Source organism: Pseudomonas oryzihabitans (assembly GCF_014522265.1).
In the GTDB taxonomy this organism is placed as follows: Bacteria; Pseudomonadota; Gammaproteobacteria; order Pseudomonadales; family Pseudomonadaceae; genus Chryseomonas; species Chryseomonas aestiva.
In genome coordinates this window covers 3,914,157-3,927,135 of record NZ_CP017024.1, presented here as the reverse complement: position 1 = coordinate 3,927,135, position 12,979 = coordinate 3,914,157, and the positions used below count along the sequence as shown (strand labels likewise).

Annotated in this window: 11 protein-coding genes; 6 read left to right on the top strand and 5 right to left on the bottom strand. The window is 65.9% G+C overall.

Annotated features, from left to right (window positions below):
* Positions 1-41 precede the first annotated feature (41 nt).
* The 5 genes from BGI51_RS18215 to BGI51_RS18195 all read right to left on the bottom strand — a co-directional run bounded on the left by BGI51_RS18215 (position 42) and on the right by BGI51_RS18195 (position 6,734).
* Complete coding sequence (locus tag BGI51_RS18215; protein ID WP_187979247.1) at positions 42-1,415, bottom strand: diaminobutyrate--2-oxoglutarate transaminase; 1,374 nt, start codon at positions 1,413-1,415, stop codon at positions 42-44.
* Between the two features lie 339 nt (positions 1,416-1,754).
* On the bottom strand, positions 1,755-4,151 hold the full coding sequence (locus BGI51_RS18210; RefSeq protein ID WP_187979246.1) for a TonB-dependent receptor: 2,397 nt from the start codon (positions 4,149-4,151) through the stop codon (positions 1,755-1,757).
* Between the two features lie 70 nt (positions 4,152-4,221).
* A complete protein-coding gene (locus tag BGI51_RS18205) occupies positions 4,222-5,169 on the bottom strand; it encodes a FecR domain-containing protein (protein WP_187979245.1) in 948 nt (315 codons plus the stop codon).
* On the bottom strand, positions 5,163-5,675 hold the full coding sequence (locus BGI51_RS18200; RefSeq protein ID WP_187979244.1) for a sigma-70 family RNA polymerase sigma factor: 513 nt from the start codon (positions 5,673-5,675) through the stop codon (positions 5,163-5,165). The genes BGI51_RS18205 and BGI51_RS18200 overlap by 7 nt, the downstream gene beginning before the upstream one ends.
* A gap of 129 nt (positions 5,676-5,804) precedes the next feature.
* Complete coding sequence (locus tag BGI51_RS18195; protein ID WP_187979243.1) at positions 5,805-6,734, bottom strand: LysR family transcriptional regulator; 930 nt, start codon at positions 6,732-6,734, stop codon at positions 5,805-5,807.
* Between the two features lie 379 nt (positions 6,735-7,113).
* Here BGI51_RS18195 and BGI51_RS18190 point away from each other — a divergent pair, with 379 nt between their 5' ends.
* The 6 genes from BGI51_RS18190 (at position 7,114) to BGI51_RS18165 (ending at position 12,973) form a co-directional block, all read left to right on the top strand.
* A complete protein-coding gene (locus BGI51_RS18190; protein ID WP_187979242.1) occupies positions 7,114-8,634 on the top strand; it encodes an amino acid ABC transporter permease/ATP-binding protein in 1,521 nt (506 codons plus the stop codon).
* A 29-nt stretch (positions 8,635-8,663) separates the two neighbouring features.
* Positions 8,664-9,536 (top strand): phytanoyl-CoA dioxygenase family protein, encoded by an 873-nt coding sequence (locus tag BGI51_RS18185; protein ID WP_187979241.1) that lies wholly within the window; start codon positions 8,664-8,666, stop codon positions 9,534-9,536.
* A 28-nt stretch (positions 9,537-9,564) separates the two neighbouring features.
* The gene (locus tag BGI51_RS18180) at positions 9,565-10,404 is read left to right on the top strand and encodes an ABC transporter substrate-binding protein (RefSeq protein WP_187979240.1); all 840 of its coding nucleotides are present in this window, start codon (positions 9,565-9,567) and stop codon (positions 10,402-10,404) included.
* A gap of 19 nt (positions 10,405-10,423) precedes the next feature.
* Entirely contained in the window at positions 10,424-11,155 is a 732-nt protein-coding gene (locus BGI51_RS18175; RefSeq protein ID WP_187979239.1) for a class II aldolase and adducin N-terminal domain-containing protein, read from the top strand.
* An 80-nt stretch (positions 11,156-11,235) separates the two neighbouring features.
* Complete coding sequence (locus tag BGI51_RS18170; RefSeq protein ID WP_187979238.1) at positions 11,236-12,528, top strand: flavin-containing monooxygenase; 1,293 nt, start codon at positions 11,236-11,238, stop codon at positions 12,526-12,528.
* Positions 12,529-12,556: 28 nt separating this feature from the next.
* Entirely contained in the window at positions 12,557-12,973 is a 417-nt protein-coding gene (locus BGI51_RS18165) for a RidA family protein (RefSeq protein WP_187979237.1), read from the top strand.
* The last annotated feature ends 6 nt before the right edge of the window (positions 12,974-12,979 follow it).

The following is a 12,979-nucleotide window of genomic DNA, read 5'->3' as shown; positions in this document are numbered from 1 at the left end:
GCGGGCGATCCGGTGTCACGGCACTCGGGGGTGCCTTGCGCTCAGCCACGGGGTTCGGCCAGGGCCGCCACGAGGGCCGCCTCCAGGCGATCGAGCAGCACCAGGCAGTGGCTTTCCTGGAGGATCAGCGGGGGCAGCAGGCGCACCACGTTGCCGTCGCGGCCACCGCGTTCGAGCAGCAGCCCCTGGGCGAAACAGTGGCGCTGGATGGCCGCCGCCAGGGCGGGATCGGCCGGCAGGCTGCCGAGCGCATCCGCGTCGCCGCCCGCCTCGACAATTTCCAGGCCCAGCATCAGCCCCAGCCCGCGGACATTACCGATGGCGGGAAAGCGCTCGCGCAGCCGCTCCAGATGGCGCCTGAGCCAGCCCCCGAGCTGGGCGGCATGGCTGACCAGGCCATCGCGCTCGATGACCTCCAGGGTGGCCAGCCCCGTGGCCATCGCCAATTGATTGCCGCGGAAGGTGCCGGTATGGCCACCGGGCTCCCAGGCGTCGAACTCCCGACGTATCGCCAGCATGGCCAGCGGCAGGCCACCGCCCACGGCCTTGGACAGCACCAGGATGTCCGGCTCGATGCCGGCATGCTGGCAGGCGAACAGCGCGCCGGTGCGACCGAAACCGGTCTGGACCTCGTCGACGATGAGCAGGATTCCGTGCTCCCGGGTGACCTGGCGCAGGGTCCGCAGCCAGGCCGCCGGTGCCGGATTGACGCCGCCCTCCCCCTGGACCGCCTCGACGATCACCGCCGCCGGCCGGCAGACGCCGCTTTCCACATCGCCGAAGAACCGCTCCAGATAGCCCGCCAGGGCCGCGGCGCCCTGCTCGCCGCCCAGTCCCAGCGGGCAGCGGTATTCATGGGGATAGGGCAGGAATTGCACCCCGGGCATCAACCCCGCCACGCCCTGCTTGGGCGCGAGATTGCCGGTCACGGCCAGGGCGCCGTGGGTCATGCCGTGGTAGCCGCCGGAAAAGGCCACCACGTTGCTGCGTCCGGTGACCTTCTTGGCCAGCTTCAGTGCCGCTTCCACCGCATCGGCGCCGGACGGCCCGCAGAATTGCAGGCAGTAGTCTTCCGCCCGACCCGGCAGCAGGCCCAGCAGGTGCTCGCTGAAGGCGTCCTTGAGCGGCGTGGTGAGATCCAGGCTGTGCATCGGCAGCCCGCTGCCGAGAAAGTCGGTGATGGCCGCGGTAACCGCCGGATGGTTGTGCCCCAGGGCCAGGGTGCCGGCCCCGGCCAGGCAATCCAGGTAGGTCTTGCCTTCGACGTCGGTCACCCAGACACCGGCGGCCTTGGCGATGGCCAGCGGCAGCTTGCGCGGATAGCTGCGGACATTTGATTCGAAGCGCGCCTGGCGAGCGAGAAAGAAGGCGTTGTCGGCTACTGCGGTATCGCGACTGAGGGATGGTTGAAGCATGGCGTCAGACCTCGGGACGTTTATCTTCGGTAACGATAATCAGTTTCATTCTCATCCTTCAACCGCTATTCCGGTGAATAGCCCAGTCTTTGAACTCGCCCAACTTTGGCCAATGTGCGGACGACAGGAAACCCGAACTCACTACAGTCCGTTATTGAAATAGCTCGGTGATAAGCCTGATAAGGATCTTGTTTCAGCTATATCCGCAAGGCACTCCTGTCGATGAATAACGACTTTCAACCGAATAATGCAGCAAGGCTATTCCGGTAATTAACTGCTCATAAATGTGCCGCTGCGCAGGACTGTACGAGCCTTGCGCAGCAGCGGGCTCCGGCGGCGTCAGAACGCCAGGGTGGTGGAGAAGACGAAGGTCCGCGGCGTGGAGATCGTCAGGCCGGGTTCGCTGTCGTCGGACGCGCCGGCGGAGGCCCAGTAGCGCTCGTTCATCACGTTCTCCACCGAGGCCCTCAGGGTCACGCGGGTGGCGTCGACCTTGAAGGCGTAGCGCGCGCCCACGTCGAAGCGATGCCAGGCGTCGATTTCCTTGCTGTTGGCCTGGTCCAGATACTGGGAGCTGGTGTAGATCCCCCGTCCGGTCAGGGTCAGGCCGGGCACCGCCGGGATGTCCAGTTCGGCGCCGAGGTTGGCATTGAGCCTGGGCGTGGCCGGGGCGCGATTGCCGTCGAAGGTGCCGCCCACGGTGTCCCTGAGCTCGCTGTCGATGTACATCAGGCCGCCCAGCACGCGGAAGCCGGCCAGCGGCTCGCCGAACACGCTCAGCTCCGCTCCATCGTTGATCCGCTTGCCGTTGGGACCGAAGGTACGGCTGGTGGCGTTGGTCTCGTAGGCTGGCTGCTTGATGCGGAAGGCACTCGCGGTCACGGCCACGGCGCCGAAGTCGTACTTGGCGCCCACCTCCGCCTGACGGCTGATGAAGGGCGGGAAGATCTCGTCCTCGTTCAGCGCGGTGGACGGCGCGATCTTGCCCTGGCTGAGGCCTTCCATGTAGTTGGCATAGAGCGACAGGCGCTCGGTGGCCTTGAATAGCACCCCCGCCGAGGGCGAGACCTTTTCCTCGTCGTAGGCGGTGGTTTGCTTCACCCCATCGGACCAGTCGTCCACCTTGACCCGCTGCCAGCGGGCGCCGAGGGTGACCAGCAGGCGGTCGTCGAAGAAGCCCAGGGTGTCGGCCAGGGCCACGCCACTGAAGCGGTTCTCGGTGTAGTCCTTGGCATCGGACCGGGTGCGCACGCCCGGCGCGGGCAGGTCGCGGGGCGCATAGAGGTTGCTGGCCCCGCTGGCGTAGCGCCCGCCACCGTTCTCGAAGTCCATGTAGAAGTAGTCGGCACTGACATTGAGCTCGTGGCTGACCGGCCCGGTCTGCAGCCATTTGCGCGCGCCCACGTTGGCGGTACGGACGTTTTCGTCGCGGGTGAAGTCGCGCGGCTGGACGGTGAAATCGCCGGCGTCGTTGGTGAGGGAAACATTGTGGCGCAGGAAATCGTGATCGCTGCGGCGCGCGCCCACGGCACCGTAGACCATCAGCGAATCGTCGACGTCGAATTCGCCACGCAGGGCGCCAAAGGTGTCCTTGGTCTGGGCGCGGGTCCAGCGCTGGGCATAGTTGTGGCGCACGTCGTCGGCATCGGGCACCCGGGCATTGGCACCGACCAGCACCCGCTCCTGGGGCGCATCGGTGTCGCGCTCGGTGTGGCCGAGATCGAGGCCCAGGCGCAGGCGTTCCACGCGATAGTCCAGACCGAGCACGCCCATCTGCCGGTCGACGTGCTGGTGATCCCAGGTGGTATCGCCGGATTGCTTGACGCCGTTGAAGCGCATCCCGAAGCGATTGTCCTCGCCGAAGCGACGACCGATGTCCACGGCGCCGCCCACCTGGCTGTCGGAGGCATAGCTGCCGGTGATTTCGGTGATGGGCTGATCGGTGGCGCGCTTGGGCACCACGTTGATGCCCCCGCCGACGCTGCCGCGAGGCGAGATGCCGTTGAGCAACTGGCTCGGGCCCTTGAGGATGTCGACCCGCTCGGCCATCTCCATGTCGATGGAATAGGTCGGCAGCACGCCATAGAGCCCGTTGTAGGCGACGTCGCTGTTGAACAGGCTGAAACCGCGGATAGTGAATTGCTCAAAGCGACCACTCGACGGATTGGTGGAGCGCACCGAGGGATCGCTGGCGATCAGGTCGGTAAGGGTGCGGGCCTGGAGATTCTGGACGGTCTGGGCGGTGTAGGAGGTCTGGCTGAAGGGCGTGTCCATGAAGTCGCGATTGCCCAGCAGTCCCTGGGAGCCTTGCCGCGCGACCTGGCCGCCGGCGTAGGGCGTGTCATCCGCCTGCAGACTGGTGGCGACGATGGAGGTGCTGGCCAGCTCCTGGACGCCGCTGTCCTGCGGCGCTGGCGCCAGGGTGAAGTCGCGCTCCCCCAGCGGTTGCAGTCGCAGGCCCGAGCCGGCGAGCAGGCGGCTGAAGCCCTCCTCCACGCCGTAGTCGCCGTTGAGGCCAGCGCTGTCGCGCTTGCCCACCAGCCCCGGATCCACCGCCAGATTGACGCCGGATTCCGCGGCGAAGCGCGTCAGCGCCTGGGCGAGACTGCCAGCGGGAATCTCGTAGTGCCGGCGGGCGGCCTCCTGGGCCCAGGCAGAACCCGCCCACCAGGGAGTACCACTCAACGCCACCAGCAAGCCCGTGCGCAGCAACGGACGCAGTACCAACGCCACCATTGAATCCCCCTCCTTTGATTGTCCTATGCCGTTAATGACCGACGAGTACGGAAAAGGGGACAGGCTTTTTTCAGGCGGCGACCGAGCGGGGTTTCAGGGTCACCCAGAAGCGGGTACGCCAGTGCAGCTCCACTGGCAGCGTCGCGGCCAGTAGCGCCAGTACCCGGTCGGTATCGGCGAGCTGAAAGCTGCCGGTGACCCTGAGGTCGGCCACCGCGGGATCCCAGCGCAGCAGGCCAGGACGATAGCGACTGAATTGCTGCAGGAATTCGCCCAGTGGCTGGTCCTGGGCGATCAGCACGCCCTGGCGCCAGCTCAGCAGCGTCGCGGAAAACGGCTCTATGGCACCGATCCCCAGGGTACTCAGGCGCAACTGCTGGCCCCTGCCCAGTTCCAGCCCCGGCCCGCTCAGCGGGCGAACCCCCACGCTACCGCTGACCACGCGCACGTCGCATCCTTCATCGTCCTGCTGCACGCAGACCTCGGCCTGCTCCACCATCAGGGTCCCGAAGCGGGTATCCAGCCTCAGCGCCTGGGTACCGGGTACGCACAGCGAGAGCTCGCCGCGCACCAGGGTCAGGCGTCGCCGGGTCTGATCCAGGTCCACGGCGGTCGCGGTATTGAGTTGCAGCAGGCTGCCATCCGCCAGGGTCAGGCTGCGGCGTTCGCCGGTGGCGGTGCTGAGATCGGCGGTCCAGGCGTCCAGCGGCACTTCCTGGGTCAGCCACCACCCCGTCGGTACCACCACCGCCAGGCCCAGCAACTGCCGCAGGGCGGTACGTCGGCCGCGATCGGCCGGTTGCAGACTGGCCATGGCCAGGCGCGACGGCACCGCGGCGAAGCGTTGCTGCAGCGCCAAGGCCGCCTGCCAGGCGCGCTCGTGCTCGGCATGGGCCTGGCGCCAGGCCTGCAACTGCTGGTGTTCGCGCTCGCCAGCCGCACCGGACTCCAGTAACGCCAGCCAGCCCGCGGCCTCGCGGATCGCGGTCCGCCGCCGGTCCTGGGCGCCGCTCAGCACAGCTCCGCCAGCAGGCAATGTTCATAGGCCTGCGCCATGTATCTCTTGATGGTGCGCTCGGAGACCTGCAAGCGCTCGGCGATCTCGCGGTAGGTGAGGTCTTCGAGCTGGCTGAGCAGGAAGGCATGGCGCACCGTGGCGGGCAGGCCGTCGAGCAGCTCATCGAGGGCCTGCAGGGTTTCCAGCAGGATCCAGCGTTGCTCGGGCGATGGCGCGCAGGCTTCGGGCAGCTCGGCCAGGGCGTCGAGATACGCCTGCTCCAGGCTGCGCCGGCGCTGGAAATTGATCAGCAGGCGCTTGCCGATGGTCACCAGATACGCCCGCGGCTCCTGCAGTTCGCCCAGCACCTCGGGGTTGCGCACCAGCCGCAGAAAGGCCTCCTGGCTGAGATCGGCCGCATCCCATTCGCTGCCCAGCCGCCGCCGCAACCAGGCCTGTAGCCAGCCGCTGTGGTCGCAATAGAGCCGATGAAGATGGCGTGAGGATGCGAGAGCCATATCACTCATGACGGGTGCTGCCTGCTCGATGATACTTAGATGATATTGATTCTACTTTACATCACGCATCCGCGACCAGCCCGGAGCCGTCTATCCCTGCCCTTTCGCCCGGAAGATGGGTAACTGCCAGCACGGCGTTCAGCCTGCCGGGTTTTCCGCCGGCACCGGCGACAGATCGACACTCCGGCAATAGTCCATGAACAGCCGCGTCGCCTTGGTCGGCTCGTTGTTGCGCAGGTAGGCCATGATGAAGGTCGAGGCCGGCATGTCGTCGTGGATGTTGACCTGGGCCAGACGCTTGCCGTCGTAGGTCAGGTTGGTGGTCGGCCGGGTGACCAGCACGGAAAAGCCCAGCCCCTGCCCCACCATGCAGCGCACCATCTCGATGGAGGGGGAGCTGTAGGCCACCGTGGGGTGGTAGCCCTTCTCCTTGAAGATGTCGATGAAGTAGTTACGGCTGGGCACCACGTCCAGCAGGATCATGGGCTCGCGACTCAGCTCCTTGAGCGTCACCGCCTTCTTGCCCGCCAGGGGGTGGGCAATAGGCAACAGGGCATAGGGCTTGTGCGGCGCATTGAGCTTCTCCTTGGTGATGGAATCACCCAGCTCCAGATCGTAGAGAAACACCAGGTCGAAGCGTCCCCGATGCACGCCGTGCATGAGTTCGTGCTGCTCGCCGTCGTGCAGCTGGATGGTGATTTCCGGATAGAGCCGCTTGAAGCCGGCGACCAGCTTGGGCAGGTAGAGCGGCGCGGCGGACTCGAAGCAACCGATGGCCACGGTCCCCGAGACCATCTCGTTTTCCGCCTTGGCGTTCTGTTCCAGCTCGTGGGACAGCCGCAACAGTTCCTTGGCCTTGTCGTAGAGTCGGCGCCCACTGGCGGTGAGGGAAACGCCCTGGGCGTGATGGCGGATAAACAGCTTCTGCTCGAAACTTTCTTCGAGATTCTTGATGGCGACGGAAATCGACGGCTGGGATATGTGCAGTTGTCGCGCTGCCTCGACGATGCTGTCTTCCTCGACCACCGCGACGAAATAACGAAGTTGCCTGAGCGTAAAGTGGGTCACGGATTACCTATAGGAAAAAACTGTGCAGAGCTCGTTTTTGCATAGCCTCTACCCCCGAAGCGAAAGCTGTGCCAGGCAGGCTGCGTCTGTCTTCAACGCCCATCAAACCTTTGAAAATCCAGTGGATCTCCGCCGCGTCCTTATCATCCCAGTGCACCAAAAACCTGCATCGAAGCCTTTAATGGCGGCACTTTGCTCCTTATGAGGGCATAGAGGAAAAGTTCTCCAGCAGCCGTTTTCTCTGTATAGCAAAGTTCTATACAGAGGCCCGTAATTTGTTAATTGACGATAAGTCCGCCGATTGCCAATTCTGTAATTGCAGCGACCGGACAGCCCTCTTCGGGCGTGTCCTTCCAATGAATGGCGACAGGTTTTAACGATGACTTTCGACTGGAACTACATGTTCGGCCTTATCGGCGACACTCAATTCTGGCTGGCAACCTGGACCGTCATCAAACTCAGCACCCTCACCTGGGTCATCAGCATCGCCCTGGGCTTCTTCATCGCCCTGGCCAAGCAGTCCCGGCATCCCGCGCTCAACCTGCCGGCCCGTGCCTACATCTGGTTCTTTCGCAGCGTGCCGCTGCTGGTGCTGCTGATCTTCATCTACAACCTGCCGCAGGCGCTGCCGGGCACCTCGGTGGTGCTCGCGGATCCCTTTTGGGCCGGCCTGATCGGCCTGGTCATCAGCGAGACGGCCTATGTCGCCGAGATCCACCGTGGCGGCCTGCTGTCGATTCCCAAGGGCCAGGGCGAAGCGGCGCGAGCGCTGGGGCTGCGCTTTCTCGGCACCCAGTGGCGCATCGTCATTCCCCAGGCCCTGCGCGTGGCCCTGCCCTCGCTGGCCAACGAGTACATTTCCATCGTCAAGCTCAGCTCCCTGGTGTCGGTGATCTCCCTCACCGAGATCCTGATGGTCGGCCAGCGTCTCTATTCGCAGAATTTCCTGGTCATGGAGACCATGGTGGCGGTGGCCTTCTACTACGTGCTGATCGTCACCCTGTTCGACTTCCTGCTCAAACGCCTGGAGCGCTTCCTCGACGTTACCCAGCGCAAGGTGGTGCGGACCCCCGATGAGCAGGTGCTGGCCCTGGCCACCCAGGCCTCCACCGCCAGCGCCAAGCCGCAGTGGGACGCCGCCACCCCGGCGCTACAGGCCGCCCGCCTGCACAAGGCCTACAACGACGTCGAGGTGCTGGGCTCGGTCAACCTGCGCGTCCAGCCCGGCGAGGTGGTCTCGGTGATCGGCCCGTCCGGCTCGGGCAAGACCACCCTGATCCGCCTGCTCAACGGCCTGGAGCAACTGGACAACGGCGAGATCCGCATCAACGGCCAGCCCTTCATCCACCTGCACAAGGACGGCGCCCAGAAGCCGCGCTTCATCGAGCACAGCGAGCATCGCCTGGACATCGGCATGGTGTTCCAGAGCTTCAATCTCTTCCCCCACCTCACGGTGCTGGACAACCTGCTGCTCGCGCCGCGCTATCACCGCCTGGATACCCCCGCGGCGCTCAGGCAGCAGGCCTATGCCCTGCTGCACAAGGTCGGGATGCTCGATCACACCTGGAAGTATCCGCACCAGCTGTCCGGCGGCCAGCAGCAGCGGGTGGCCATCGCCCGGGCGCTGATGATGCGACCGCAGATCATGCTGTTCGACGAGCCCACCTCGGCGCTGGACCCGGAAAAGGTCAACGAGGTGCTGCAGGTGATCGAGGCCCTGGCCCAGGAGGGCATCACCATGGTGATCGTCACCCACGAGATGAACTTCGCCTTCAAGGTCTCGGACCGCATCGTGTTCATGGAAAAGGGCCGTGTGGTCTGCGACGACGCGCCCCAGGTACTGCGCAACGGCCAGCATCCCCGCGTCGAGGCTTTCCTCAAGGACGTGTCCCTGGCTTGACCCCCACCCTTGGCTTCTGGAGAACCCCTATGATCGAGCAAGCGCAACTGGAGAGTTTCCACAAGAACGGCTACCTGGTGGTCGAGAACCTGCTGACGGCCGCGGAGATCGCCGCCCTACAGAGCGATTTCGAGCGCTGGGTGGAAGACAGTCGAAGCCACACCGAGGCCTGGGGCGAGACCCAGGACGGCCGCGCCCGCTTCGATGTCGAACTGGATCACCGGCCCGACCACCCCTCCCTGCGCCGGGTCAGTTCGCCGACCGAGATCTCCGCGGCCTATCGCCAGGTCGCCTTCACCTCGCGGATGGCCCAGGTCGCGGCTCAGCTCATCGGTGGCAGCGGCACGCGATTCCACCACAGCAAGATCAATTCGAAGCTGCCGCGCACCGCCACCCAGGTGAAGTGGCACCAGGACTTCCTCTTCACGCCCCACAGCAACGATGACGTGGTCACCGCGCTGCTGATGGTGAGCGAGGTGACTCCGGAGAACGGCCCCCTCACCGTCATCCCCGGCAGCCACAGGGGCCCGCTGTGGTCGCACTGGCAGGACGGCCGTTTCACCGGCGCGGTCGACGACGGCGTGGTGGCCGAGCACTGCGGCGAGCCCGTGGCCTGCTTCGGCCCGGCCGGTTCGGTGTGCTTCATGCACACCCGCCTGCTGCACGCCTCCAGCCCCAACCAGACCGAGCTGCCGCGCACCCTGTTCATCAGCGTCTATGCCGCCGAGGACGCCCTGCCCTTCGGCGAGAATCCGCTGCCCAGCGAGCACGCCGGGGTGCTGGTGGCCGGCCAGGAAAGCGGGCTGGTGCGCAGCGTGGCCAACAGCGTGCGGCTGCCGCAGAAACCGCGCGGCGCGTCCTTCTTCGTCCAGCAGGCCGGGCTCGACCAGGCTGCCGTTTGATCTTTCCTACCCTCCAAGGAGCACCGCCATGCAAAGAGTCAGCAGCGCCTCGATTCGAATCCTCTCCACCGCCGTACTGGGCGCCGGCCTGGCGCTGGTCTCCAGCCTGGCCTCGGCCGACTTCCTGCAGCCAGGCAAACTCGTCGCCGGTTCCGACCTGACCTTCTTCCCCTACGAATACGTGCAGGACAACAAGCCGGCAGGCTTCGACATCGAATTCGTCGAGGGGCTGGGCAAGCTCATGGGGCGCTCCGTGGAAACGCTGGACACCCGTTTTCCCAACCTCATCACCGGGCTGCAGGGCGGGCGCTTCGACATCACCAACTCCTCGATGTACATCACCGCGGACCGCCTCAAGGTGATCGACATGATCCCCTACCTGAAGAGCGGCGAGTCGATCATCGCGCTCAAGGGCAGCAGCTATCAGCCCAAGAAGCCGGAAGATTTCTGCGGCCACAAGATCGGCTCCATGGGCGCCACCTCCTGGCTGCAGCAACTGCACAAGCTCTCCGACGAGTATTGCGTGAAGAACGGTCTGCAGCCGATCGCCGTGAGCGAATACGGCACCGATCCCCAGACCACCCAGGCGCTGCTGTCCAAGGCCGTGGAGGCGCAGATCACCGACGCCGCCGTGGCCCGCGGCCTGGTGGAAAAGCTCGGCAATCGCGTGGTGATCTCCTCGGACACCCTGATTTACCCGGTGCTCAACGGCTTTGGCGTGAAGAAGGGCAACGATGCGGTCAAGACCGCCCTGGTGGAGGCGCTCAAGCAATACAGCGCCACCCCGGAGTACGCCGCGCTGCTGAAGAAATACAACTTCCAGGCGCCCACCGAGGCGGACATCGCCGCCCTGATGCCCAAGCCCTGAGCCTTACGGAGTCACGACCATGGCACTTTCTCCCGAGGAACGGCTGCGCATCGATCTGGCGGCGACCTTTCGCGTCATCGCCCACCTCGACATGCACGAAGCCGTCGCCAACCACTTCAGCGCCGCCGTCTCCACCGACGGCAAGCAGTTCCTGATCAACCCCAAGTGGAAGTACTTCTCGCGCATCCGCGCCAGTGATCTGCTGCTGCTCGACGCGGACGATCCCCGAGGCGCCGAGCGGCCCGACGTGGACAGCACCGCCTGGTCGATCCACGGGCAGATCCATCGCCGGCTGCCGGAGGCCCGGGTGGTGCTGCACCTGCACCCGGTCTACACCACGGCGGTGGCCTGCCTGGCCAAGCCCGAGGTGCCGCCCATCGACCAGAACACCGCGCGCTACTTCAATCGCCTGGCGGTGGACGAACTCTATGGCGGCATGGCCGATACCGAGGCCGAGGGTGCGCGCCTGGCCGGGTTGCTGGATGGCAAGCAGCGCCTGCTGATGGGCAACCACGGCGTCATGGTGATCGCCCCCACCGTCGGCCAGGCCTTCGACGATATCTGGACCCTGGAGCGTGCCTGCCAGATTCTGGTCACCGCCTGGTCCACCGGCCAGCCGCTCAAGGTACTCTCCGCCGAGGTCGCCGAGAAGACCGCCCGCGCCTGGGAAGGCATCACCGACTTCTCCGAGCAGCACTTCGCCGAGATGAAAGAACTGATGATCCAGCAAGACCCTTCCGTACTGGATTGATCGCCGCGGAACCTGCGCGCTCCGCCTTCCTACTGCCTAGATGACGGCCGCACCCCGCCGCGCGGCCGAAGGGTACCCTCATGTCCACATTACCGACCACGATCGACACCCTGGTGATAGGCGCTGGCCAAGCCGGCGTCGCCATGAGCGAGCACCTGGGACGGCTCGGCATCGAGCACCTGGTGCTGGAAAAGAACCGCATCGCCGAAGCCTGGCGCACCGGTCGCTGGGACTCCCTGGTAGCCAACGGCCCGGCCTGGCACGACCGCTTCCCCGGACTGGAATTCCAGACGGCGCCGGACGGCTTTCCCGGCAAGGACGAGATCGCCGCCTACTTCGAGACCTATGCCCGGCAGATCGGCGCACCCATCCGCACCGGCGTCGCCGTCACCCGGGTGACCCGCCAGGCCGGCCAGGCGGGCTTTCTGGTGGAAACCTCGGCGGGCAGCCTGAACGCCCAGCGCGTGGTGGTGGCCACCGGTCCCTTCCAGAAGCCGGTGATCCCGGCCATCGCACCAACGGACGAGGGCCTCTACCAGATCCATTCCGCCCATTATTTCAATCCACAGCAACTGCCCGAAGGCGCGGTGCTGGTGGTGGGCGCCGGCTCCTCCGGCGTGCAGATCGCCGAGGAATTGCTGCGCGCCGGCAAGCGCGTCTATCTCTCCGTCGGCCCCCATGACCGGCCGCCGCGGGCCTATCGCAGCCGCGATTTCTGCTGGTGGCTGGGCGTGCTCGGCCTGTGGGACACCGAGACCATGCAGCCGGGCCGCGAGCACGTGACCATCGCCGTGAGCGGCGCCCGCGGTGGCCATACCGTGGACTTTCGCCGCCTGGCCCAGGCCGGCATGACCCTGGTGGGCCTTACCGACAGCTTCGTCGACGGGGTGGTGCGCTTCCGTCCGGACCTCAACCAGAACCTCGACGCCGGCGACGCCAACTACCTGGCCCTGCTCGACGCCGCCGACGCCTATGCCGCCCGCCACAGCCTCGACCTGCCCGAAGAGCCCTCAGCCCGCGAACGGGTGGCGGACGCCGACTGCATCCGTGAACCGCTCAAGGAACTGGACCTGAAGGCCGCGGGCGTCAGCTCGGTGATCTGGGCCACCGGCTATGCCACCGACTTCAGCTGGCTGCAGGTGGATACCTTTGGCGACAACGGCAAGCCCAGGCACCAGCGCGGGGTCGGTGCCGAGCCGGGCATCTATTTCGTCGGGCTGCCCTGGCTCAGCCGCCGCGGCTCGGCCTTCATCTGGGGCTGCTGGCACGACGCCCGCCACGTGGCCGACCAGATCGCCATCCAGCGCCGCTACCAGGACTACCGTCCCAGCATCCAGTCGGCCGCCCACCCCCAGCAGTCGCGTAGCGCCTGACGCCCTTATCGAGACCCGGAGATCCCGCATGGCCACCCCGACCCACACCCGTATCCGCATGTTCAACACCAAGGACACCTACCCCAACCAGACCCTGGACAACGACCTCTGCCAGGCCGTGCGCGCCGGCAACACCGTCTATGTCCGTGGTCAGGTCGGCACCGATTTCGACGGCAAGCTGGTCGGGCTGGGTGATCCCCGTGCCCAGGCCGAACAGGCGATGAAGAACGTCAAGCAACTGCTGGAGGAAGCCGGCAGCGACCTCAGCCACATCGTCAAGACCACCACCTACCTGATCGATCCGCGCTATCGCGAGCCGGTGTACCAGGAGGTCGGCAAGTGGCTCAAGGGCGTCTTTCCCATCTCCACCGGCCTGGTGGTCGCGGCCCTGGGCCAGCCCCAGTGGCTGATGGAGATCGACGTCATCGCCGTGATCCCCGACTGAGGCCGC

Bases quoted from the DNA above. Each gene is read 5' to 3' on its own strand.
- BGI51_RS18215 (WP_187979247.1), bottom strand. From the start codon at position 1,415: ATGCTTCAACCATCCCTCAGTCGCGATACCGCAGTAGCCGACAACGCC.
- BGI51_RS18210 (WP_187979246.1), bottom strand. From the start codon at position 4,151: ATGGTGGCGTTGGTACTGCGTCCGTTGCTGCGCACGGGCTTGCTGGTG.
- BGI51_RS18200 (WP_187979244.1), bottom strand. From the start codon at position 5,675: ATGAGTGATATGGCTCTCGCATCCTCACGCCATCTTCATCGGCTCTAT.
- BGI51_RS18190 (WP_187979242.1), top strand. From the start codon at position 7,114: ATGACTTTCGACTGGAACTACATGTTCGGCCTTATCGGCGACACTCAA.
- BGI51_RS18185 (WP_187979241.1), top strand. From the start codon at position 8,664: ATGATCGAGCAAGCGCAACTGGAGAGTTTCCACAAGAACGGCTACCTG.
- BGI51_RS18180 (WP_187979240.1), top strand. From the start codon at position 9,565: ATGCAAAGAGTCAGCAGCGCCTCGATTCGAATCCTCTCCACCGCCGTA.
- BGI51_RS18175 (WP_187979239.1), top strand. From the start codon at position 10,424: ATGGCACTTTCTCCCGAGGAACGGCTGCGCATCGATCTGGCGGCGACC.
- BGI51_RS18170 (WP_187979238.1), top strand. From the start codon at position 11,236: ATGTCCACATTACCGACCACGATCGACACCCTGGTGATAGGCGCTGGC.
- BGI51_RS18165 (WP_187979237.1), top strand. From the start codon at position 12,557: ATGGCCACCCCGACCCACACCCGTATCCGCATGTTCAACACCAAGGAC.